This window comes from Erythrobacter sp. JB1-15 (assembly GCF_057365035.1).
In genome coordinates this window covers 773522-796609 of record NZ_CP200295.1, presented here as the reverse complement: position 1 = coordinate 796609, position 23088 = coordinate 773522, and the positions used below count along the sequence as shown (strand labels likewise).

At 56.2% G+C, this 23088-nt stretch carries 25 protein-coding genes; 11 read left to right on the top strand and 14 right to left on the bottom strand.

Annotated features, from left to right (window positions below; all coding sequences use genetic code 11):
- The first annotated feature begins 34 nt into the window (after window positions 1-34).
- The 3 genes from AC0V6L_RS03810 to AC0V6L_RS03800 are packed head-to-tail and all read left to right on the top strand — an operon-like array spanning window position 35 to window position 2549.
- Window positions 35-448, top strand: coding sequence for a Zn-ribbon domain-containing OB-fold protein (locus AC0V6L_RS03810; RefSeq protein WP_486153079.1), 414 nt, complete (start codon window positions 35-37; stop codon window positions 446-448).
- 2 nt (window positions 449-450) lie between these two features.
- Complete coding sequence (locus AC0V6L_RS03805; RefSeq protein ID WP_486153078.1) at window positions 451-1593, top strand: thiolase family protein; 1143 nt, start codon at window positions 451-453, stop codon at window positions 1591-1593.
- 32 nt (window positions 1594-1625) lie between these two features.
- Window positions 1626-2549, top strand: a complete 924-nt coding sequence (locus AC0V6L_RS03800) for an SDR family NAD(P)-dependent oxidoreductase (protein ID WP_486153077.1) — start codon at window positions 1626-1628, stop codon at window positions 2547-2549.
- 29 nt (window positions 2550-2578) lie between these two features.
- On the opposite strand, the gene AC0V6L_RS03795 is transcribed toward AC0V6L_RS03800, so the two are convergent.
- Window positions 2579-3178 (bottom strand): TetR/AcrR family transcriptional regulator, encoded by a 600-nt coding sequence (locus AC0V6L_RS03795; protein WP_486153076.1) that lies wholly within the window; start codon window positions 3176-3178, stop codon window positions 2579-2581.
- Between the two features lie 338 nt (window positions 3179-3516).
- Here AC0V6L_RS03795 and AC0V6L_RS03790 point away from each other — a divergent pair, with 338 nt between their 5' ends.
- Genes AC0V6L_RS03790 through AC0V6L_RS03760 form a run of 7 tightly spaced genes read left to right on the top strand, consistent with a single transcriptional unit; the run spans window position 3517 to window position 10878 of the window.
- Window positions 3517-4671, top strand: a complete 1155-nt coding sequence (locus AC0V6L_RS03790; RefSeq protein ID WP_486153075.1) for an alpha/beta hydrolase — start codon at window positions 3517-3519, stop codon at window positions 4669-4671.
- Between the two features lie 33 nt (window positions 4672-4704).
- On the top strand, window positions 4705-5439 hold the full coding sequence (locus AC0V6L_RS03785) for a VOC family protein (RefSeq protein WP_486153074.1): 735 nt from the start codon (window positions 4705-4707) through the stop codon (window positions 5437-5439).
- A 28-nt stretch (window positions 5440-5467) separates the two neighbouring features.
- On the top strand, window positions 5468-6025 hold the full coding sequence (locus AC0V6L_RS03780; RefSeq protein ID WP_486153073.1) for a cytochrome b: 558 nt from the start codon (window positions 5468-5470) through the stop codon (window positions 6023-6025).
- A 21-nt stretch (window positions 6026-6046) separates the two neighbouring features.
- Entirely contained in the window at window positions 6047-7582 is a 1536-nt protein-coding gene (locus AC0V6L_RS03775) for an arylsulfatase (protein WP_486153072.1), read from the top strand.
- Window positions 7561-7878, top strand: a complete 318-nt coding sequence (locus AC0V6L_RS03770; protein WP_486153071.1) for a hypothetical protein — start codon at window positions 7561-7563, stop codon at window positions 7876-7878. Before AC0V6L_RS03775 ends, AC0V6L_RS03770 begins: the two co-directional genes overlap by 22 nt.
- Window positions 7879-7925: 47 nt before the next feature.
- On the top strand, window positions 7926-9284 hold the full coding sequence (locus AC0V6L_RS03765; RefSeq protein WP_486153070.1) for an MFS transporter: 1359 nt from the start codon (window positions 7926-7928) through the stop codon (window positions 9282-9284).
- Between the two features lie 58 nt (window positions 9285-9342).
- Entirely contained in the window at window positions 9343-10878 is a 1536-nt protein-coding gene (locus AC0V6L_RS03760) for an FAD-dependent monooxygenase (RefSeq protein ID WP_486153069.1), read from the top strand.
- Between the two features lie 4 nt (window positions 10879-10882).
- On the opposite strand, the gene AC0V6L_RS03755 is transcribed toward AC0V6L_RS03760, so the two are convergent.
- Together AC0V6L_RS03755 and AC0V6L_RS03750 are read right to left on the bottom strand one after the other, a co-directional pair.
- Entirely contained in the window at window positions 10883-11533 is a 651-nt protein-coding gene (locus tag AC0V6L_RS03755; protein WP_486153068.1) for an FMN-dependent NADH-azoreductase, read from the bottom strand.
- A 49-nt stretch (window positions 11534-11582) separates the two neighbouring features.
- Window positions 11583-12347 (bottom strand): SDR family NAD(P)-dependent oxidoreductase, encoded by a 765-nt coding sequence (locus tag AC0V6L_RS03750; RefSeq protein ID WP_486153067.1) that lies wholly within the window; start codon window positions 12345-12347, stop codon window positions 11583-11585.
- Window positions 12348-12734: 387 nt separating this feature from the next.
- Here AC0V6L_RS03750 and AC0V6L_RS03745 point away from each other — a divergent pair, with 387 nt between their 5' ends.
- Complete coding sequence (locus AC0V6L_RS03745) at window positions 12735-13460, top strand: glutathione S-transferase family protein (protein ID WP_486153066.1); 726 nt, start codon at window positions 12735-12737, stop codon at window positions 13458-13460.
- 270 nt (window positions 13461-13730) lie between these two features.
- Here AC0V6L_RS03745 and AC0V6L_RS03740 read toward each other — a convergent pair whose 3' ends face one another.
- From AC0V6L_RS03740 to AC0V6L_RS03690, 11 genes are all read right to left on the bottom strand, one after another.
- The gene (locus AC0V6L_RS03740) at window positions 13731-13991 is read right to left on the bottom strand and encodes a hypothetical protein (RefSeq protein ID WP_486153065.1); all 261 of its coding nucleotides are present in this window, start codon (window positions 13989-13991) and stop codon (window positions 13731-13733) included.
- A gap of 2 nt (window positions 13992-13993) precedes the next feature.
- Window positions 13994-15103, bottom strand: a complete 1110-nt coding sequence (locus AC0V6L_RS03735; RefSeq protein WP_486153064.1) for a transporter family protein — start codon at window positions 15101-15103, stop codon at window positions 13994-13996.
- 44 nt (window positions 15104-15147) lie between these two features.
- Complete coding sequence (locus AC0V6L_RS03730; protein WP_486153063.1) at window positions 15148-15657, bottom strand: hypothetical protein; 510 nt, start codon at window positions 15655-15657, stop codon at window positions 15148-15150.
- Complete coding sequence (locus AC0V6L_RS03725; RefSeq protein WP_486153062.1) at window positions 15657-16322, bottom strand: C39 family peptidase; 666 nt, start codon at window positions 16320-16322, stop codon at window positions 15657-15659. Before AC0V6L_RS03725 ends, AC0V6L_RS03730 begins: the two co-directional genes overlap by 1 nt.
- 78 nt (window positions 16323-16400) lie before the next feature.
- Window positions 16401-16727, bottom strand: coding sequence for a hypothetical protein (locus tag AC0V6L_RS03720; protein WP_486153061.1), 327 nt, complete (start codon window positions 16725-16727; stop codon window positions 16401-16403).
- 124 nt (window positions 16728-16851) lie between these two features.
- Complete coding sequence (locus AC0V6L_RS03715) at window positions 16852-17379, bottom strand: hypothetical protein (RefSeq protein WP_486148326.1); 528 nt, start codon at window positions 17377-17379, stop codon at window positions 16852-16854.
- Window positions 17380-17632: 253 nt separating this feature from the next.
- Window positions 17633-19567 carry an acetyl/propionyl/methylcrotonyl-CoA carboxylase subunit alpha gene (locus tag AC0V6L_RS03710; RefSeq protein WP_486153060.1) on the bottom strand — a complete coding sequence of 645 codons (1935 nt, stop codon included), beginning with the start codon at window positions 19565-19567 and terminating at the stop codon, window positions 17633-17635.
- A gap of 4 nt (window positions 19568-19571) precedes the next feature.
- Window positions 19572-21179, bottom strand: coding sequence for a carboxyl transferase domain-containing protein (locus AC0V6L_RS03705; protein WP_486153059.1), 1608 nt, complete (start codon window positions 21177-21179; stop codon window positions 19572-19574).
- Complete coding sequence (locus AC0V6L_RS03700; protein WP_486153058.1) at window positions 21176-21544, bottom strand: hypothetical protein; 369 nt, start codon at window positions 21542-21544, stop codon at window positions 21176-21178. Before AC0V6L_RS03700 ends, AC0V6L_RS03705 begins: the two co-directional genes overlap by 4 nt.
- Window positions 21544-21852: a DUF5076 domain-containing protein gene (locus tag AC0V6L_RS03695; protein WP_486153057.1), complete on the bottom strand. Its 309-nt coding sequence runs from the start codon at window positions 21850-21852 to the stop codon at window positions 21544-21546. Before AC0V6L_RS03695 ends, AC0V6L_RS03700 begins: the two co-directional genes overlap by 1 nt.
- A gap of 2 nt (window positions 21853-21854) precedes the next feature.
- Window positions 21855-23024 (bottom strand): acyl-CoA dehydrogenase family protein, encoded by a 1170-nt coding sequence (locus tag AC0V6L_RS03690; protein ID WP_486153056.1) that lies wholly within the window; start codon window positions 23022-23024, stop codon window positions 21855-21857.
- Window positions 23025-23088: the final 64 nt, after the last annotated feature.

The following is a 23088-nucleotide window of genomic DNA, read 5'->3' as shown; positions in this document are numbered from 1 at the left end:
ATACAAAAAGATGCCGCGAAACAAGGAGACAATCATGGATAGCGCAAACGACGCGTTGTTTTGTGCAGAGGGCACTGATGCTGCCGCAGATATACCGGCGCTATTGGGCGGAAAGTGCAATGCGTGCGGAGCCGTGTTTTTCCCGATGCAGACCTATGGCTGCCAGGCGTGCGGGTCAAAGGATCTCGCGCCTCATAAGCTGACCGGTCGCGGTACGCTGATTTGCAGTGCCCCTGTTTTCATGTCGATGAACCCCGCCCTGCCTGCGCCCTTCACCGTTGGCTCGATTGAGTTGGAAGACGGCCCCAAAGTGCGCACCATGCTGGCGGTTGAGCCTGGGACGCAGCTTACTCCGGGCGATGCGATGGAGGCGACACTCGTGCCGCAACCGCGCGAAGGCAAAGGCGAACATGATCTGCGATTTGCTCCAGCTGGGAAAGGAAACTGACCATGGCCAAACTGATCTCTGATCTTGCTCCGATTTATGTCGTTGGCGTCGGATTTCACCGCTACCAGCATGCCTCTGCCACCCCCTACGTTCAGCTTGGACTAGAAGCCGTCCGGGGCGCGCTGGCTGATGCGGGAATTGAATGGGAAGGCGTTGAGAGCTCTTATGTGGCTCATGCACTCCTCGGAATGGCGGTGGGACGCCCGATGCTCAGCCACCTTGGCGCATTGGGCAAACCGATCGTTCACGTTGAAAATGCCTCGGCCTCTGGTTCAACCGCGTTTCGTCACGCCTGTATCGAAGTCGCCAGCGGCATCAGCGATGTGGCGCTTGCCGTTGGCGTCGATAAACCGCCAAAGAACGGCGTGTTCCGCTCACCAACGGGCATCGACAATCTGGCAGATGACGCAATTGCCCCGTTCACGCATTTTGCTCTTTTGAGCGATGAATACAGTCATCGCCATGGGATCGCTTCAGAAGACATCGCTAGAATCGCGGTCAAGAACCACGCGAATGGGGCGAAAAACCCCAATGCCCAGCGGCAGAAGGTTCGCAGTTTGGATGATGTGGTAGGCGCGCCGCCAATTTCCGGCACGCTGACCGCATTGCAATGCTGCCCCATTGGCGAAGGCGCGGCAGCCGTAATTGTCGCTTCAGAAGAAGGGATCAAGCGCCTCGGAATCGATCCCGCACGGGCAATCCGCGTTGCGTCATCAGCGGCAGGCAGTGAGAAGGCCAATCAAGGGCTCAACCCGGACACTGCGCTCAGCAATGAAACCATGATGCGGGCGATTGCAGAGGCTCAGATCACGCCACAGGATCTTGATGTGATCGAGCTTCATGATGCATTCGCCACAGAGGAACTGCTTTACGCGGAGGCAACGGGCATCTGTAATCCCGGTGAATTCATCCCGATGCTCAAAGATGGCCATTGGGATATTGGCGGGCAATGCGCGATCAGCCCCTCTGGCGGTTTAATCGCGATGGGCCATCCTGTCGGACCAACCGGTGTCGGGCAAATTGGTGAACTGACAATGCAACTGCGCGGGGAAGCGGGTGAGCGTCAACAACCGGGTGCCAAGCATGGTCTTGCGCATATGGTTGGCGTGGGCGCTGTTTGTTACGTCCACGTCCTGTCGAACTAAACAATTAGCGACCAGATCAAGGGAAACTTCTCGTGCTTATTGAACCACGCCTCAAGAGCGATCTTCTGAATGACAAAGTGGCTATCGTCACCGGCGGCAGCCGCGGGATAGGCGGCGCGACATCTGAGATGCTCGCTGCGAACGGTGCGCATGTGGTCATCGCGGACGTTGACGCTGACGCAGCCCAAAAAGCCGCCGATAACATCAACGGCGCTTTTGGGTCAGACAGCGCCAGTGCATTTATCGGCGATCTGCTGGCAGAAGGCGCGTGCGACGAGCTTGTCCATGGGACTGCAAAGGAACGCGGCCGCCTCGACATTGTCGTCAATAATGCCGGCTATGCGTGGGATGGCGGTATCCATTCCATGACCGACGAGCAATTCCAGGCAATGCTCGACATCCATCTTATCGTACCGTTCCGTATTTCGCGCGCATGTGCTCCTATATTCAAGGCGGCGGCTGAGAAAGAAGATGCGAGCGGAGCGTCCGACTATCGCAAGATGATCATGGTTTCCTCCATGGCCGGGCAATGGGGCCTGATGGGCGCAGGCAATTATGCCTCTGCGAAGGCCGGGATGCTGGGCCTGATGCGAACGCTTGCTCAAGAATGGGGCCGGTATCGCGTCAATTCCAACGCCGTTGCATTCGGAGTGATCCAAACCCGTTTTGGCCAGCCGCAATCCGAAGATGAAGTCATTGAAGTGGACGGCCGGAAAATCCATGTCGGCATGACGGCAAAGCAAGCTGCGCGGATGGGGGTAAAGGTCGATCCAGACCACAAGCCGACGCAGGAAGAGATTTACGCGACCAAGCCAAATCCGATGATCACGCTTGGCCGCTCAGGTTCCATCCGCGAGGCGGCGGAATCGATCTTCTGGCTGGCTTCCCCGCTTTCAGACTACGTGACCGGACAAGTGTTGACGGTCAGTGGCGGCGCGCGGGGCGGCATGAGCTGATCACAGGTCGTCGTTTTTAGATGGTTGGCTTACGGAGCCAACCTGGCGCACATGGTGGCAATGAACTCTTCCCCCGCCGCATTCTGATCGAATGACTTATCAAGCGCCGCAAATGCCATCTGCCCGCGCAGGAATGAATAGATCACTGGAGCATGCGCAGCAGGATCAATATCTTTGCGGATGTTGCCCAATTCGATCCCCGTCCTGATCTCTGCTTCGATGCCCTTCTTTCCCTCGGAATTGAGCTTAGCGATGGTCTTACTCAATCTCGGGCTGACAAGCGCCTGCGCAATCAAAATCTGAAGGGTTCGAATTTCGACCCCATGGCCCGCAACATAGCTGCGCACCAGCGCGATCAATGTCGGCAGCCCGCGTTCGGTCGAGGAAATATCTGCGGCGCGTTCATTATACGCGCCAACCACATGTTCTGCGACGCGGGCGAGAAGATCTTCTTTACTGCCAAAATAGTGGGCCGGAAGACCTCTGCTGTAACCAGCGCTTTCGGCGACGTCAGCGAGTGTAAAGCCGTCATAGCCGAGTTTGCCCACAAGCTTCACCGCCTGATCGAGCATTTGGGTCTCTGCTTTTTCGCGTCGCTCAGCTTGAGTTCGGCGTTTTACCTCAGCCATGAATTGGTCTCATATTGCTTGTGATCTCGCCAACCAATTAGACGAATAATCTGGCGTTCGAATAGGGACTTCTGAAGGCAAGTGTCAACGCGGCCTATATCGAGAGATTGGATTGAGAGCACTGAGCTATCGAACATATTCCGGCCGGAAGGCGCGAGCCGCGTTACTCACGTGACGCACTAGCGGGGATGCCTTCGACACCAGCAGACCAACAGCATCTTCAAGTTATTGATCAACGGACAAACAAGTGTTACCCCTCGACCGTTCTGAAGTCGAACTGGCAAAGACCTGCTCTCGGCACGCGGTTCCACAATCGAACGCAGCAAGGGAGTGCCGCAATGTCAGCTCATGAAATCACCCGAACCCCATTTCCGCTTATCTCGATGGAGCAAGAAAAATTCAAGGCCACCTATGGCGGTTCTGAGGGTGTTGTCGTGGTGTTCTGTACGCTTATCCGTTCAGAAGTGCCGTCTGACACTTGCTTGATAACGATGCACCCCATTGGCGGCACCGGGTGGCTGCCGATCATGAACGAATTTGTGCAGCAGGGCGTGCACGTGCTGGCATGCGACGGGCGTTATCGCGGCGCGGATTATGCGCTCAATATGGAAAAATGCGCGGTCGATCTTGGCTCTGCGGTCAAGCATGCCAAGGAGGTTCTGGGTTACAAGAAAGTGGTTCTACTGGGATGGAGCGGCGGTGGATCGCTCTCGGCGTATTATCAATCTCAGGCTGAAAACCCTACCGTCACCTCGAGCCCTTGTGGCGGCGGCGTTGACCTGACCGAAGCCGGCCTCGTTCCCGCCGATGGGGTGATCCAGATGGCCGCGCACGTCTCGCGTCATCACACGCTCACGCAATGGATGGACGCATCGATCATAGATGAAGCCGATCCCGACAAGCGCGATCCGTCGCTTGATCTTTATGGCGAGGAAGTGAAGCCGCCTTACTCGGCCGAGTTTCTCGAACGCTACCGCGCTGCGCAGATCGCCCGCAATCGCAAAATCACCGCTTGGGTAAAATACAAGCTCCAGGAATTGGCTGATAAGGGCCGCGAGAATGAGGAATTTGCTTTCACCACCCATGGCACGATGGCCGACCCGCGCTGGCTCGACCCGGCTGTCGATCCCAATGATCGCAAGCCCGGCTGGTGCTATCTCGGCGATCCGAAAGTCGTCAACAATGGCCCGGTTGGGCTGGCGCGCTTCAGCACCCTTCGCAGCTGGCTATCGCAATGGAGCTATGATGATGCGCACGCTCATGGCCCGGCGAGCCTTGCCCATGTGACAAAGCCCGTTCTGGTGGTCGGCAACACGGCCGACGATGCCTGCACTCCCAGCCACACCCAAGCGATCTTTGACGGAGTGGGCCACGACAATAAGGAACTGCACCAGATCAAGGGTGCAACCCATTACTACGCCATGCAACCCGACAAAGCGAAAGAGGCCGCGAGCCTCGTGATGAACTGGTTGGAACGCCAGGATCTACGCTGAACGCATGCAAGAAATATCTATGGAGACGCGCAAATGAGCAAGAACATCAAGGCCAATGGTCTCAACCATCTGGCGATTTCGACCAACAATATGAAAGAGCAGATCGAGTTCTACACCGATGTGCTGGGCTTTAGGCTTGTGGCGCTTTACTGGATGCACGGAGTAGAGGGATGCTGGCACGGCTTCCTTGAAATGAATGATAGCAGCCAGGTTGCCTTCGTTTTCAACCCTGCAAACAAGGACGCGAAGGTCGAGTATGGCCGGACCAATCCGGGCCACACAGGCGGTCCTTCTGCGCCAGGCACGATGCAGCACCTCGCGTTCAACGTCGACACCCTTGATGACCTCCTGAACATGCGCGACCGCATTCGTTCGCGTGGGTACAATGTGATGGGTCCGATGGACCACGGCATGTGTCACAGCATCTATTTTCAAGGACCAGAAGACACCTGCCTTGAGGTCGCGACATTCGGCAATGCTGATTATCCGATTGGACCAAAGGACTGGATTGATCCTGAAGTGCAAAAACTCGCCGGGATCAGCGATGAGGAATTGGCGAAGTTTACAAACCCGATTGAGTTTGAAGGCCAAGGCGGAAAAATCCCTAACCCCGGTTACAATCCCGATAGTTATAATCCGGACCGCCCCGCACAGCTCCTCCAAGGGTTGTTCGCGATGCCTGATGAGCAATTCGCTATGATGCCAATGGAAAAGCGGCCCCCTTCCATGATGAGCGAGGAAGACCGCGCAGCGAAGCACGCGGGCTAGTGGCGTTTCACAGTTTGAGGCAAACATCGTGAACACAACAACTCCAGTCCACTATACTGGCGTCGCCAAATTCCTGCATTGGGCGATCGCGCTGCTGATCATCATGATGCTGGTGTTTGGACAGGGCTTTGAAGACATCACAAATCCGGACGATATGGCTTTTTCTTTAAGGGGGCATTCGACGCTGGGCTTTACGGTCATAACCTTGCTGGTCTTGCGCATCTTGTGGCGGCTTGGAAATCCGCCACCAGTGCTACCAGAGACGGTGGCGCCGATGCAGGCGATGCTCTCAAAGCTCTCGCACCTGCTGCTTTACGCTCTGATGATCTATGTGCCGGCGACAGGCATCTACACGGCGGCTGCGCATGAATATGCTGTGCTCCCATATGGGGCTTTCGATGTGCGGAAAGTGTTTGGCTTTCTGGGGGGCAGCGACTTTGACGGGCGGCGCTTCTTGCATGAGGTCGGCACTTGGTTGCTGATCGCGCTCTTGGCCGTCCACATCACTGCCGCATTCTTGCATCAATTCGTCCAGAAGGACGGCGTGCTGCGCCGGATGTGGTTTGGAGGCGGAAAGAAGCGCTGATTTCCTTGGGAGGGGAATGGAATGACACAGATCTGGATTCGACTGCTGATTTCTTTCGCAGCCATTCTGGGGCTTTCCAGTACGGCGATAGCGCAAGAAAAACCCAATTTCCTGATCGTTGTAGCCGACGATCTGGGCTGGTCCGATCCCGGTTTTCTGGGCAGCCGGATCAGAACACCAACGCTGGACAGTCTGGCGCAGCGCGGCATCTTCATGTCTCATTTCTATGTCGCGCCAACCTGTTCTCCGACCCGCGCGATGCTGATGACAGGGGTGAGCAATCACGCGGCTGGCGTCGGCACGATGCACAATCTCCAAGCCGAAAATCAGATCGGCCAGCTCGCCTATGGTGCTCAGCTGCATGATGGCGTCGTGACCGTCGCAGAGATGCTCCATGCCCATGGCTACAGCACGATGATGAGCGGCAAGTGGCATCTTGCCATTGATGAGAACCAACGTCCGCATCGTCGCGGGTTTGCACGCAGTTTCGGCCTTGTCGAAGGCGGGGCAAGCCATTTCGCCGATGCGATGATGATCACACCGTCGGAAACCGTCACCTACCTCGAAAACGGAAAGCCAACAAAGCTGGCGAGTGATTGGTATTCGACCATTGGCTACACAGATAAGATCATCGAATATATCGACGAAGCGGGCGATCAGCCGTTCTTTGCCTATCTCACCTACACCGCGCCGCATGATCCCTTGCAAGTGCCCGACGAATGGCTGGATCGCTATGCAGGCGTGTTTGACGATGGCCCCGAGGCATCGCGTGAAGAACGACGCCAGCGCCTGATCGAATTGGGGCACCTCGGTGCTGATGCTGAAATGGCGGAGGCGCTCAACTTTCCTGCATGGCTCGATTCTCACCAAGCACCGTGGGATGAGAGAAGCGATGAGGAGCGGCGCACCCATGCCAAGCGCATGGAAATCTACGCCGCTATGGTCGAACTGCTCGATTCCGAACTGGGCCGGGTCATTTCGCGTCTCGAAGAGAACGGGCAGCTATCCAATACCTACATCATGTTCATGTCGGACAATGGCGCAGCGGTGACTACACCGCTCGCCTATCGCGGCAACACCCGCGAATGGCTGCATGAGAATTTCGATCTCGGCCGCGATGAAATGGGGCAGATGGGGTCCTTCACGTCGATGGGACGCGATTGGGCGCATGCGAGCAACACACCGTTCAGCCGGTTCAAAGGCACCGTTGCGGAAGGCGGAGTGCGCTCTCCGTTGATTGTTGCCGGACCGGGAATGGAAAGCGGCGCAACGCGGACCATGCCTGCGCATGTCACCGATCTGGTGCCCACAGTTTATGAGCTGGCCGGTATCAATTCCGCTGACGCCCCGCTGTATGAAGGCAAACTTCAACCGCAAGGAACATCAATTCTGCCGATTTTCGAAGAGGCGAGCTTCGATGAAACGCGCGTCTTCTTCAACGAGCTGTTTGGAAACCGGATGGCGAGAAAGGGGCGCTGGAAAGCGGTCTGGCAGAGTCCACCCTCGGAAGCGGTGAATGGGAATTGTTCGATATCGTGGCCGATCCCAGCGCCATGAAGAACCTTGCCGAGGCGCATCCAGAAGTAGTCTCTGAACTGGTTGCGGCCTATGATGAGTTTGCGCAAGAAAACGGCGTTATTCCGCCCCATCCGCGCCGCAGCCTACGATCGGGTATCTGGTACGAAGGTGAATGCAATTGGTGGTGCGAGGCGAAGTTCAGTTTTGTTAACACGCTGGCCAATCCCACCGGTCGTATCATCCTGTTCGTAGGTATTCTTGGTGTCTTTGGCATCATCCTTTTTCTCGCGTTCCGGTGGCTGCGGTGTCGCCGCAAGGTGGCTCAGCAAGGCTGAAATGAGCTACCGGTATAATTTGCAAGCAACTTAGCGGGAACGGATCATTGGCTCATGAAACGGCTTTACGACGATGGCAGCGCTCCGTTTATGGTCTGCCCTATATTGGATACTCGATAGCGACACTTCCGGTCGTTGCGTTCATTCCCGCCTTCTATGCATCTGACCACGGGCTTAGCCTCGCTGCAGTCGGACTGATGATTGCGCTGACCCGCGTTTCTGACGCCATCACCGACCCCTTGGTTGGTTGGGTCTCCGACCATTTGAAAACGCCGATTGGGCGGCGCAAACCGATAATAATTCTCGGACTTCCATTGCTTTGTCTGGCTGCATGGATGCTGTTTGTTCCGCCCGGAGAAGTCAGTCTATCATATGTCTTTATCTGGGCGGCACTGCTCTACTTTGGTTTCACATTGGTTGATTTGCCGTTCAAGGCTTTCGGCGCTGAACTCTCACCCTATTATGACGAACGCGCAGAGCTTGCCGGTTGGCGAGAGGGGCTTGGGCTTGCTGGTACCATGCTGGGCTTGTTGGCTGCTGCCTATGTTTCCTTATCTTTGGGCGGAGGATTGAGCGATCAATTGTTCATCATGGCAGCCATCGCCGTCATTGCGACACCGATATTGTTCTCGATCACGCTTAGCCTGCTGCGCGAACCCGAAGTGGTCGATCTGCCAACACACGAGCGTTCTCCCTTCGCCAAGATGCAGCTTATTTGGAAGAATGGTGCATTTAGGAGTCTTCTTCTCGTGTCGTTCATCCTGCTCGCCACGGAATTTGGAGCAAACGCGCTCAAGGCACTCGTGCTGGAACAAGTTCTCTTGAATACAGAAATCTTCCCGGTCTTGTTGCTCTGCGAACTTATCGCAATGGTGGCATCTATCCCGGTCTGGCTCTATTTTTCCCGCCGTTTTTCCAAGCATCAAGTGCTTGCAATAGCGGTAGTGTGGGGTGGCAGTATCAGCCTGCTTATTCCCTTTTTCGGTGGCAATTCGCTCGGCATTTTCTTCATTCTTGCAGTATTGAAAGCAACATCAGTCGGGGCGCTCACCGTGCTAACCAATGGTATCGCCGCAGATGTGATTGATATCGATGCCGCAAGAACCGGAGAGGCACGAACCGGTGTCTATTTCGCACTTTGGGGCATGGTCAACAAGGGTGCGGTGGGGATCGGCGTGTTGGTTGCAACCAATCTGCCTGCGTTGATGGGATATCAATCAAACGGGGCTGAAGTAGAGGGAGCGTGGGCGCTTCTTTGGACATTTGGCCTCATGCCAGCCATCGGCTTTTTGTTGGTCGCGCCGGTGTTTTGGTCTTGGCCGCTCACCCGCGAGCGGCAAGCGCGTATTCGCGCCGCGATTGAACGCCGTGCAGCCAGAAACCAGAAAGTTGAACAGCTATCATAGGCCGGTCGCGGTTAGTTTGACAGCACCTCAGCGAAGTACCGACCACTAAGGAGACCGAATGTCTGCCAAGCAATATGACGTTCTAATCGTCGGGTGCGGTCCCGTCGGTGCGACCCTTGCGAACCTCCTGCGCGAAAGCGGGCGCTCGGTTGCGATTTTCGACCGGGACAAGGACGTGTTTCACTGCCCGCGCGCGATGATGTTCGATCCCGAAAGCTGCCGCATCTATCAGCGCATTGGGGTTATGGACCGGATGTTCCCTGATGATGCCAAGCCGTTTCAGACCTTTCGCATGGTCAATCACAAGCGCAAAACCCTGGTCGAAATGGACTACAGCCAAGTCCCGCCAAGCTTTGGCCACTCAGGCGTTGGAACCATGTTCCACCAACCCACCTTGGAGCGCCTGCTTCGCGACGATTTTGAGAAGGGCGTGAAAGTCGACAGCTTCCTTGGCTATGAAGTTCTTAGCGTCTCATCGGGCGATGCCTGTGCGACCTTGACCGCAAGAAACACAGAAACCGGCGAAGAGACCGAATTCACTGGCAAATACATCGTGGGGTCAGACGGCGGGGCGAGCCTGTGCCGCCGGTCCATTGGTGCGCGGCGGATCGACTTCAACTATCGCCGCAAATGGATCGTGATTGACGTTGTCGTTCACGACTACGCCTATTGGGAGGGGCTGGAAGACTTTTCAGAATTCATGTGTCGTCCAAACGGGGCAACGGTGTTCGTCAAAGGGTGCCGCGGCCATCTGCGCTTCGATTTTGAGATCGACGAGGAACTGGCCAATCAATTCACCCATGACGATGCGCGTGAGCACATCTCCAATTACATCGACACCTCCTCCATCGAGATACAGCGCTGCGCGCCTTACAATTTCTATGCCGGAATGCCGGATATATGGCGCAAGGACCGGATTTTGCTCGCTGGCGATGCGGCCCACCAAACCTCGCCCTTTGCCGGGCAAGGGCTCAATATGGGTCTTCGAGATGCCGCTCATCTCAGTTTTCTGTTCGACCTGATCTTTGACGGCAAAGCCGCTGACAGCATTCTCGACACCTATCACGAGGAACGCTGGCCGCATTGCGAGAAGGTCATCAACAGAGCCTCGCGCACGGGATTGCAGCTGAGCACGACCAGCAAATGGGAGCAGGTGAAGCGCAACTTTGGTTTCCGGCTCATAAGGATGTTCCCAAAGCTTGGCGGGGTCGCCAATTCGGATGATCGCTACCCGGCTTATAGGGGCGGCCTGATTGGAACAGGACACCGCCTATGCGGGAGGCGATTGTGTCAACCCGAAGTTGTCGATGCTTCGGGTCAGCGCATACTGCTCGATGAAGTAATCGGGGACGGGTTTGTGCTCTTGCTGTCCGACCCGGCTGCGGGCGAGGCTATCTCTTGGTTCAAAGAAGAGTTTGGCGGATCTGTTGTCGTGATTGGCCAAGACTTTCAGGACGCCGATGGGAAGCTAGCCGAATTCACCGAAGGCAGCGTCGTTCTCGCTCGGCCCGACCGCTATATTTTTGGCGCAAACGAGAATGCGGACGAGTTGTGCGCGGCATTTCGCGCCCACGTCGCCCGTTTTCAAAACTAAACGATCAAAATTCCTTCGCAGCCTCTCTCGCTGCTTCCTTCGCTTTGGCCAACGCTTCATCGAGAGCTGGTCCCGGCATACCTGTTGGTTGAACCCGGATCAGGTTGATGTCGGTAAAGCCGAGGAAACGGAAAATATGATCGATATATGTGCTGGCAAAATCGGTCTTGGGCGCGTCCGATGCCAGCGGGAAGCGGTCTTCATACGGGCTGCCGCTTGCCATGATGACCTGCAAAGGCCGGTCTGTGATTTGGCCGACATACTCAAACTTATTGTTGACCATCACCGTCACGCCAACTTGGGTGACAAGGTCAATCCAGTGTTTCAGGCGGTAAGGAATTGAGAAGTTCCACATCGCGGTGGATACCACCACCTTGTCCGCCGATTTCAGCCGCTCAATCTCTTGCATGACACCTGCCCATTCGCCTTGCGCCTCGATCCCTGAGCCAGTCGTCATCAGCTTCATGAGGTTTTCCATCTTCTGGTTCGCGCCTTGCATTCCAAGCGGGGCGAGCTCGGTTTCAAACAGCGGAAGATGTTCTATCTCATCGTCTGGATTGGCCGCCTTGTAGCTTTCTAGAAATTCATTCGCGATTTGGCTGGAGTACGAGCTCTCTTTGCGCGGGCTGGCTTCGATGAAAAGTACTTTCGCCATGTGATGTATCCTTCGGTTTCTAGACCAGTTTTTAGGTGGATAGGCGCTGTCAAAGCGATTGTCCGTCGTCCACGGTGAACGTGCCTCCGGTGACGTGGCGGGACGCGTCTGAGCACAGGTACAGCGTCAGATCATCGAGCGCATCGATGTCCATTAGGCGTTCACGATGCCAACCGGCAATTTGCCTCTCACCGCCCTCGGTATCGAACCAGTCGCCTACGATTTCCGTTCGGATGTAACCGGGCTGAATGGTGTTGACGTTGATACCCTTGCGAACCCATTCACGGGCGAAAAGCCGGCCAAGATGCGCCACGCCTGCTTTACTCGCGGCGTAGGCAGCATCACCCGGTGCATTCATTTGCGCGGTAATCGACCCGATCAGCACTATCCGCCCCTGGCTCGCATCGGAAGAATTGGCGGCAATCATGCGCTTTGCGCCCTCGCGGGCAAGTAAGTAGACGCCCAGAAAATTGGTATCGAGAACCGTTCGAATGCCTTCAATAGGCACATCGGTTGAACGACCATTCGCAGCTGTTCCCGCATTTGCGATAACCGTGTTCACGGGCCCGAACGCGGCCTCAGCGGTGTCGTAAGCCGCAACAACAGATGCCTCGTCAGTCACGTCGAGAGCGACCGCCAACGCCTTGCCGCCAGCCTCCTCCAGTTCACTGGCAAGCGCCTCGGTTCTGTCAGCTCTGCGAGCACCGAGAACTACCTTGGCCCCCGCTTTGGCAAGGACGCGGGCGAGATGCGCGCCGATGCCAGACGAGGCCCCGCTCAACATCACAATGCGATTTGTTAAGTCTAAGATCATCGCTTGGTGCTTAGGTGGTCCTGCTTGGATTGCTGTGCAAAAGCGGCCCTTCGTAGGGCTTAGTAGCTAACCAATCAACAAATATTATGCGCGTTAGATCGCGCCGCTTAGCGTCTCAATGCCTGGGAAATCTTTCGATTTGCAACCTCACACAGCGTCTTGGCGTGGGCCCTTGTGGAGACAGCTAGTATCCGATCAAATTTATGGCGGTTGCAGTGGGCGTTACTCTGTTTCACATTCGAACCGGTCGTTTCGAGCTATTCGATCACTTCATGATGATAGCGATTTTAAAATCTAGAAAATCGCTATCAGCCTGCTTTGGAAAAGCGGCAAGTTATGCAAGACAAATCCGATTAAGCATTCTTTAGTGAGCAAAATCCCTTCATCATGACATCGATTATTCTTTACACCGGGCCCACACCCAACGGACGCAAGGTATCGATTGCTCTGGAGGAAATGGAGCTCGACTATACGGTCAAGCACGTGGACATTCTTGCTGGTGATCAGCACCAGCCGGAGTTTCTCGCGCTCTGCCCGAACAACAAGTTTCCAGTGATTGTGGATCCGGATGGCCCCGGTGGCGATTCGCTTACGCTCTGGGAATCCGGGGCGATCCTCTGGTACCTTGCCGAAAAGACAGGCAAATTCCTCCCTGAAGGTGGAATTGAACGCCACATAGCGCATCAATGGTTGATGTTTCAAATGGCCGGAGTCGGGCCTATGTTTGGCCAGTTTGCGCATTTCTTCTTTTATGCGAAGGAGAAACATCCATACGCAATCGAGCGCTACTCGAACGAGATGCTCCGGCTGGTTAGGGTGATGGACGAGCACTTGGCCAAGAATGAATGGTTTGCGGGTGAGCGCTACACAATAGCCGATATGTCGATCCTTCCGTGGCTAGAAGGCCTGGTTAAACAGCCCACCCTCGAAAGCCGGGTGCATCTGAAGCGCTGGGCTTACGCTCTTCTATCTCGGCCCGCTGTTGTCCGCGGTTTGGATGTCGAGCGGTCAAATGTGAGACCCGAAATTGTCGAGGGTGGAATGGTCGGATTTGACGATGAACATCGCTCAGAACTGTTTGGCGACAAGCAACACAAGCGGAACAACACCTAGGCTCTATCGCGCGAAAGGGAACTGTTTCAAATGGCCATCGAATAGGCCGCAAGAGGAAGTGCCGGGCCTAGCTGGCCAACACGCTAAAACTGCAATTTCGCAAACGGTGAGTGGGCCTTTCTGTGGGCCTTTTGGAAAAGACGAACCAATTTGCTGCAAAAGGATAACAGCTTAAGCCGTCAGGAGAGTCCCCCTCTTGCCATTTGCGCCGATTAATCGGCTCCAACAACATTTGGGTCAGGTTTTCGGGGCCGCGTTTGGGGGCATTTGTCAGAACACGAATGGTATTCTTATGACTGCTCGCATATCGGTCGCATCGTCGGTTAGGCCGGCTTCAAGGCCGAAATTCACACTCGTTCGTTTATCGACTTTATAGGTTGTACCGAACAGAAAGCGGCCCACTTGCAGATCGCGTGATCGCTGGGTTGCCAAAGTTGTTTCGTCATCGCCATTAATTGTGGTTGTCTCGGTTCCAAAACCCCATGTGTGCGCATAGCCGAAATTGACGGATAGCCGCGGGTTCAGGGCCAAGCCTACGCCTCCGCTGAAGGACAGCGAATCGCCCGGATCCACGCGCGCGATGGTGACGGGGGAATTTGTGCATCCACAGTGCCGGCAAAGTTCTTGGTGTAGCTGATACTGCCAAACAGCACGCCGGGATCGCTGGGCAGGATAGCGGTAAGCCCGCCTGTCAGGCTCCAAAAGCCAGACCCGGTGGCGGCCTCTGCGGCTTCGCCAAATTCGTTGCGAGTGACTTCGAAGGGTCCTGTTCCCGTTGGCACTGTCGCTTGCACATTGCCGACCAGATAAGGGCCAAAGCCGCGCGGCGCGTGCAGCTGCTTGCGCGCTGACAATTGGATATCGCCCAGGCCATAACCATTGGCGCTATTGTCGATTTCGCGGGCATCATCGCCTGATGCCGCTACCGGGGTCAGGATGGATGTATCCCAGCGTGCAACGAAGGGCACATCGACACCAATCTCGATATCGCTCGTCAAGCCATATTGCAGGCCTATTGTGTTGGTGAAGACATCCTGACGGCTTTCATTGATATCGAAAACGCCGACGAGGACAGATTCGACGACTTCGACCCCGCGAAATAGAGCGCGATTGCGATCTGCGCGGGCATAGCTCCACTGAACCTCGCCGCTTAGACGCCCCTTTTGAGTGATTGCGCTTCCCTGACGGCCAAGGCTTGCGATCTCTGGCTGGCGGCCATCATCTTCGGGCGCCACGCCGACAGCCTCTCGGGGCTGGGAAGATTGATTAGCAGCTTGCTGCGGCGCTTGCTGCGGCGCTTGTTGCGGTGTTGGTGAGGGCTGTGCCAGTCGGGGTTGCGGCGTGTTTTGAGGAGCAACTGGTTCTTCACCGAGCGCGATCGACAAACGGCGCTCTAGCGCGCCTAGCCGTTTTTGCTGAGCCTGAAGCGATGCGATCTGCTCCGACAGTGCGGCGCGTTCTGCTGCAACCTCGCGGCGCAGTTGGGCGAGGTCTTGAGTGTCGCTAGGCGGTGAAGGCTGCGCGGCTGTTTCGCTGGTCGCCGCTTCCACCTCGACAGCGTCCTGAGCGGCCGCGGCCGCCGCGAGCAGCGATGCACAGCCCAAAACCGGACCCAAAATCAAACCACGCAAAAGCTTGCGCATATATCATCACCCAATCGGGCTTCGGTAAGCGGGAGAGCTCTCCGCTAAAAACCGAAGCTTGCTGTTTCTCGGGCAAGTGTTCCCAAAGTGGGGATCAGCGATCCAACCTCGCCCACAGCGGTGCGGGACAGGTCAATATCGACGGTCGTGACAGTGGTGATGGTGCGGTTGTCCGCCACATTGGCGATGGAGCTTCCGGTTACGCGCCCTGCGAGGTGAGAGATCTGCGATCCCTCCATCTCGATTGTGACAACGCTGCCTTTTGCATCCTGCGCTGTATCGACACTGCCTGTGTCTGACACTTGCTCTACGGATACAACGGGTCCGGTTTCTGCCAGCACGTAAGAGGAGCGCAAAACGAGCTCTCCATCAACGCTGGTTTCCTGAAAAATGGCGAAATCCAGGTCGATCCCGCCAGGCATTATGAAGCCGCCGCGCGCCTCGGCCAATTCTGCATCATCCATGGCCACAGCATCGCCGAAAGGCGATTGCGCAGCCGCAGGGGATGCCAGAACGGCAAGACATGCAAGACAAAGGCGAACAAGTCGCATCATCAAAACTCTCCATAGCCCGGCGCGGTCAAGGCCAGCGCTTGCTGGCTGATCGGCTCGAAGGCGCCATGATCCACGCCAAATGCGGCGACGCGGTTCCATTGCGCGTCTGCGTTTAGCGGGGTGTGGTTAATTTTTGGTCCATTGGTGACGACGAAATAGACGCCGTTCCAGGTTTCTTCGAAAGATTTGCGATCCATCCGGCGCAGGCCAAGTGACGGATCGCCGACCAGAACGAAGTCATCCTCGACCCCTTTGACGACGACAAAATGGCGGTAGCCATCGGGGGCAATCAAAGCGATGCCGGGTGTCTTGGAAGCGCGGATTTGCTCGAGATCAACGCGGTATCCGTCGGCTTTGAGCCCCCCAGCGGCGAGATAGCGTTTCATATCGAGCAGCGAGAAGCCAAGGCGCTGAATGGCTTCTTGATCGCCATCGCGCCACATGCCCTGAAACACTTCGTTCTCACCGCGGGAAAGATCGTAGTGGTAGCTTAACAATGTCGCGAGCGCAGCCAGTCCGCAGCTGAAATCAAATTGCTGCCGGATGACGGTGTCGTATTTTGTCTCCACCATCGTGCGCGGGGCGGTATCAAGCGCAAACAGCCCCTGATGCGTTCCCAAGGCAAACCGCGCATCATCCATCGGTACGGCTGCGCATGCTGACAAACATGTGCCAGCGATCGCAGTTATTGCGAGGGACCGAAAGGGGCGGATTGCGCGGTGCATTGGATCAAAATCCAGCCGTTACTGGCCGGGAGCACTCACTGCGGGCAATGCGACATTGACCTGGATTGAGGCGTTGATCGCGACGTTGTTCCCGGTGTTGGCATTCAGAATGACAAAGCCGTTCGTATTGCTGAATGCCTGATCACTGACACTGATCGTGCCCGTGACGGAGTTGTCGCCGACATCATTGCCGTTCACCGCGTTTTTCTGTTCCGCATTCGTTACTTGGTTGACATCTTCTCGCCCAGCAATCTTGGCAAGCTTGCTCTCAGCAATAGGCTCGGCCTGGGCAAAGGGGCTTGCTGCCTCCTGTGCCTTTGCGGGCGCTGCGTCCTGTGCAGCCACAGGAGCGGCTAGCAAGGTGCATGTAAGCGCGGTTATGATCTGGATTTTGGCCATTTGTACCTCGTTGAAGGAAAAGTTATGTGCCATTCAGGTTATGAATGGCACACATAGTCACTTCATTTGGTTAGTTTGCGTCAAACCCATCGCCAGACACAGCAATCGTCACGCTGGCATTCTGCGCAGCGCCAGTGCCTGTGTTCTGGTTAAGTGCGTTCATGCCCGAATAGTTGCGGAACGCATTGCCGTTATTGCGCAGCTGGGTGTTGAAGTTTGCAGAATCTTCGACATCGCCAAAGTTCACGTCAACACCGGTCACGACATTGGACAGAGTTGTTTCAGCCACAATAGCATTGTCGCCAAACACGCTGTTGCTGTTGATGCCGGTGCCGGATGAGAAATCCTGCGAGTTGTCATCGAAGCTGTCTTCGAAGACGCGCTCGGAATTGTCATCGAAGCTGTCGTTGAAGACTTCTGAATTGTCATCGAAGCTGTCGTTGAACACGCGGTCTGAATTGTCATCAAAGCTGTCTTCGATGGTGGTCGACGCGTCGATTTCCGTCACATCACCGCCGGTCAGGTCAGCATCTTGAGCGTAAGCAGCAGGCGCGGTTGATACGAGCGCTGCGAGAATAGCAATTTTGGTCAGTTTCATGATGGTCTCCAAAGCGATTTATTGAATTTCTGTTTCGTTCGCCTTGGTGTAAATACGGATGAACCTCTTCATAATTGGAAAAAGGCGTGCCTAGCGATGGGTCACCACGCATGGTTACCGCAGGGTAAACGGAGGTAAGCCTTCTTAAGGCGGCAGATAGAGGGCATAGACTGGGTAGGGCCGCGCGGTGCGCGCAGGCCTTGCGTGATTATGTTTCGGGGCCGGCTGAACTGAGCGGGAGGCCCGGCTGGGATCAGTCTTGCGTTATGGGTTCAACGACGCACAGCACAGCATCGACCTGCACTTGCCCGCCTTCGGAGGCTGCGAGTTCGGTGACGGTCCCATCAAAGGGCGCGGTGAGCGCATGCTCCATCTTCATCGCTTCGAGCACCATAAGACGCTGGCCGGCGGTGACGGTTTGGCCATCGGTGACATCGACGGCGATGACCTTGCCCGGCATGGGGGCGAGGATGGCTCCGTCGGCTGCGGAGGCGGAACCGCCTGCATCGTGCCGGTCGTATTCGGCGAAGAACCATCGACCACTCCGAGGAATTGCCCAGCCTCCCTCGGCCTCTTCGGCATAGAGTTCGCTTCGTTTCCAGCTATCTGAAAGCTCAACAGTTTCGCTTTGGCCATTCACCCGGACTGGAATGCCGCGCTCGATGCTTGAGTTTAGACGAAAGCCCCAAGCCTCGCGCCAAGGCTGAGCTGGACCGGAGCTTACCAACTCTAGTCGATCATCGATGAGATCGTGTTTCCGGTTTTGCCACTCGCTCGCTGCAATCGCGACTGCACCAGCCCAGAACACTTCGTCCTCTGGCTCACGCGGGGGCAGCAAGTCTGCCTTGTGTTTCTCAATGAAGCCAGTGGTGATGTCGCCCGAAAGAAATTCCGGGTGCTCCAATGCTCGCCACATGAAAGCTGCGTTTGTCTGCACCGGCCACACATCAATCCGTTTGCAGATGTCTGCTACCGCTTGAGCCGCCTCGCTGCGGCTGTCTCGATGAGCTACGATTTTCTCGATCATTGGATCGTAGAAGCCAGTAACCTCATCTCCTTCTTCATATCCAGTTTCGATCCGCGCTCGCTCGAAGTGGGGGCGGTAAATTTTCAGTAGTCCGGTGCTCGGTAGGAAGTCGATGGGGTTTTCAGCATAGAGCCTCGCTTCAATTGCGTGGCCGGTGATCGAAAGCTCTTCCTGCTTCAGCGGAATCGGCTCACCCGAAGCTACGCGCAGCTGCCATTCCACCAGATCGACCCCGGTGATCTCCTCAGTCACCGGATGCTCAACCTGGAGGCGGGTGTTCATCTCCATAAAGAAGATGCGGTCGGCGCGCAGGCCTTCGCTGGCGTCGGCGATGAATTCGATTGTGCCCGCGCCCTCGTAATCGACCGCTTTGGCGGCGCGCACGGCGGCGGCGCAGATTTGTGTCCGAGTGGCCTCGTCCATGCCGGGGGCAGGGGCCTCTTCGATCACCTTCTGGTGGCGGCGTTGGAGCGAGCAGTCGCGTTCGAACAGGTGGACGACATTGCCGTGTGAGTCCCCGAACACTTGCACTTCGATATGACGCGGGGAAGTGATCCACTTTTCCAGCAGCACCTCATCATTGCCAAAGCTCGCCTTGGCCTCGCGCTGGCAGCTTTCGAGTGACGCGGCGAAGTCGGCGGGATCATCGACCTTGCGCATACCCTTACCGCCGCCGCCCGCGACCGCTTTGATCAGCACTGGATAACCGATTGTGTCAGCTTCGGCAGAGAGGCGCTCCACCGATTGATCTTCACCCAAATAGCCCGGCGTGACCGGCACGCCAGCTTTAATCATCAGCGTCTTGGCCGCGTCTTTCAGGCCCATGGCGCGGATGCTCTCAGGTTTAGGCCCAACCCAAATCAGTCCCGCATCAATCACAGCCTGCGCGAAGTCAGCGTTCTCGCTCAAAAAGCCGTAACCGGGATGGATTGCTTCCGCGCCTGTTTCCTTGGCCGCTTCGATGATCTTTTCGCCAACCAGATAACTCTCGGCTGCGGGCGAGGGGCCGATATGCACCGCCTCATCGGCGGAGCGGGTGTGCAGCGCTTTGGCATCGGCATCGGAATAGACCGCGACTGTAGCAATACCCATCTCGCGCGCGGTGCGCATGATCCGGCAGGCGATCTCGCCTCTGTTGGCGATAAGGAGTTTTTTGATCATCGCATCACATCCTGAACACGCCGAATGAAGGCCGCTCGGGTATCGGGGCCTCCAACGTTGCAGCAAAGGCCAGCCCCAGCACATCGCGGGTCTGCACGGGGTCGATCACTCCGTCATCCCACAATCGCGCAGTGGCGTAATAAGGATTGCCTTCATCCTCATATTTCTGGCGGATTGGGGCTTTGAAGGCTTCGGCTTCGTCCTCGCTCCATGTGCCCGCATTGCGGTGGACGGTCGCAAGCACGGATGCAGCTTGTTCGCCGCCCATTACAGAAATGCGCGCATTCGGCCAGGTGAACAAGAAGCGCGGAGAATAAGCGCGCCCGCACATACCGTAATTGCCCGCGCCAAAGCTGCCGCCGATCACCACGGTGATCTTGGGGACGGTAGCGGTCGCAACAGCTGTCACAAGTTTCGCGCCGTGCTTGGCAATGCCTTCCGCTTCGTATTTGCCGCCAACCATAAAGCCGGAGATGTTCTGGAGGAACAGCAGCGGGATACGGCGCTGCTGCGCTAGCTCGATAAAATGCGCGCCCTTCTGAGCGCTTTCAGAGAACAGCACGCCGTTATTCGCCAAAATCGCGACTGGCATGCCCCAGATATGCGCGAAACCGCAGACGAGGGTGCTGCCATATTGCGCTTTGAACTCGTGAAACTCACTGCCATCGACCAGCCGCGCAATCACTTCTTTCACATCATAAGGCGCGCGCACATCATCCGGAATGATCGCATAAAGATCATCCGCCTCGAATTTGGGTGGGCGGGGGTCTTTGAGAGCGATGTTCTCAGCCGCGCCGGTATTTTCGCCCAGATGGCTGACAATATCGCGCACTATGGTGAGCGCGTGTTCATCGCTCTCCGCGAGATGATCGACGACGCCGGATTTCTTTGCATGCAGATCGCCGCCGCCCAGATCCTCTGCGGTGATTTCTTCGCCCGTTGCTGCTTTCACAAGGGGAGGGCCGGCAAGGAAAATTGTACCTTGATTGCGCACAATCACTGTCTCATCGGACATGGCCGGGACATAGGCGCCGCCCGCCGTGCAAGAGCCCATCACACAGGCAATCTGCGGAATGCCCAGCGCCGACATATTGGCTTGGTTGAAGAAGATGCGGCCAAAGTGATCGCGGTCTGGGAACACCTCGGCCTGATGCGGCAGGTTCGCGCCGCCGCTATCGACCAGATAGATGCAGGGCAGCCGGTTCTCCTGCGCAATTTCCTGCGCGCGCAGGTGCTTCTTGACCGTCATGGGATAATAGGTGCCGCCTTTGACCGTCGCATCATTGCAAACAATCATCACTTGGCGTCCCGACACCCGCCCAATCCCGCAAATGAGCGAGGCGCCGTTGATATCGCCCTCATACATGCCGTTGGCGGCAAGCTGACCGATTTCGAGGAATGGGCTGCCCGGATCGAGGAGCCGCTCGACACGATCACGGGGTAAGAGCTTGCCCCGCAACACATGCCGCTCGCGTGATCGCTCCGGACCGCCAAGCGCGACCTTGGCAACGCAGGCGCGCAAATCGGTCGCCAAAGCCTTGTTGTGCTCTGCGCGTGCTTTGGCATCCTGCGCTTCACTATCAAGTTTGGAAGTCAGAACGGGTGCGGTCATATGGTCCCTGCTGTTGATTTAGTGCTGTGCAAATGCGCGGATGCTGCGAAAAACACAAACGCCGCGAACGCACTTTGCATAAGGAAAGGAACGAGAAAATCGTCGTATCCAATCAAGTATGTATAGCCATTGACGATGACGTTGGATGCCATAATCGCAACACCCAAAATCACTCCCGGCCTTTCTCTCGCCCAAACCAGAATTGCGGCTAGCGGATCCAGGAAGATCAGCGAGGTCCAATAAATATTCCAAGGCAGCGGGCGAAAATCATAAGGAAGCCAGCCGCCATAGAAAATATCGAGAGCATGTGTTGTGGTTCCGATAAGGAAACCTGTTGTCCAGATAATCTTAGCAATGCTGGGCATCAGTTCGAAGCAGGGCCCGGATTATCGGTTGGGTTCTCAAGCTCCGCTTGAAGACCTGCGAGAATTGCCGATTTCAGACCTTCAATATCTTCGATGTCGAATTTGTGCGAATAGGCATAAGCAGCGTGCGTCGCCAAATCCGCAAGCAGTATCCCAAATCCAAACGGCTGCAGATCCGCCGGTGGATCAATGAAAATTCCGCCGTGGATCGGTTCTCCTTCGGGCAAAAAGACGCGAGCAACCTCACGCGCATCCTTTAGGTCAACATCCGCCAAATCGATGGAGCCTTGCGGTTGAGGACGCACCACGTTCAACCCGCCGCTCCAATTAGCTCACGCCCTATCAACATCCGACGGATTTCGTTCGTCCCAGCGCCAATGTCGAGCAGCTTCGCATCGCGCATATAGCGCTCCACTGGCCAGTCGAGCGTGTAGCCCGCGCCGCCAAGCGCCTGTACGCTTTCGGCTGCCACGCGAAAGGCGTTCTCGCTTGAGAGCAGGATTACGCCCGCCGCATCAAAGCGTGTCGTTTGGCCAGCATCGCACGCTTTTGCCACTGCGTAAGTGTATGCGCGCGCCGATTGCAGGGCGACATACATGTCGGCAACCTTCGCCTGCATCAATTGAAACGAACCAATTGGCTTTCCAAACTGAGTGCGTTCGCGAAGGTAAGGGATGACGGTGTCCAAGCACGCCTGCATAATACCTAGCTGCAATCCAGCCAGGACTACGCGTTCATAGTCCAAGCCGCTCATCAGCACGCCTACCCCGCCATTGACCGGGCCCATGACGCGATCTTCGGGGATATGGCAATCGTCAAACACCAGTTCAGCTGTCGGCGAACCGCGCATGCCGACTTTTTCGATTTTCTGGCCGATTGAAAAACCTTCATCGCCTTTCTCGATTAGGAAAGCTGTGATCCCGCGTGATCCGGCTTGGCCATCGGTTTTGGCGTAGACGACAAGGGTATCGGCGCATGTCGCGTTGGTGATCCAGAATTTAGTGCCGTTTAAGACATAGCCACCCTGAACCGCGTCGGCCTTCAACTTCATGGAAACCACATCGGACCCCGCGGATGCCTCTGACATTGCCAGCGAACCGACATGCTCGCCCGAAATCAGTCCTGGCAGATACTTGGCTTTTTGTTCATCACTGCCCCAGCGTCGGATCTGATTGAGGCACAGATTGGAATGCGCCCCATAAGATAAGCCAAGCGATGCACTGGCCCGGCTGACCTCTTCGACAGCAATCACGTGCTCGAGATAGCCAAGACCCAGCCCGCCATCTTCTTCTTCCACTGTGATCCCGTGCAAACCAAGCTCGCCCATCGCGGCCCACAATTCCGCGCGAGGGAAATAGTCTTCGCGGTCGATCTTTTCGGCCAGCGGTGCGATCTGCTCATCGGCAAAACGCGCAACGTTTGTCCGGATCATGTCGGCGCTCTCGCCAAGTTGAAAGTCAAAATCCGGGGTCGCGCGCATGGTTTCTCCTCAAAATCTAAAGCAACAATATGTCGTCATAGCACACTAATGCAATAAGTCTTTG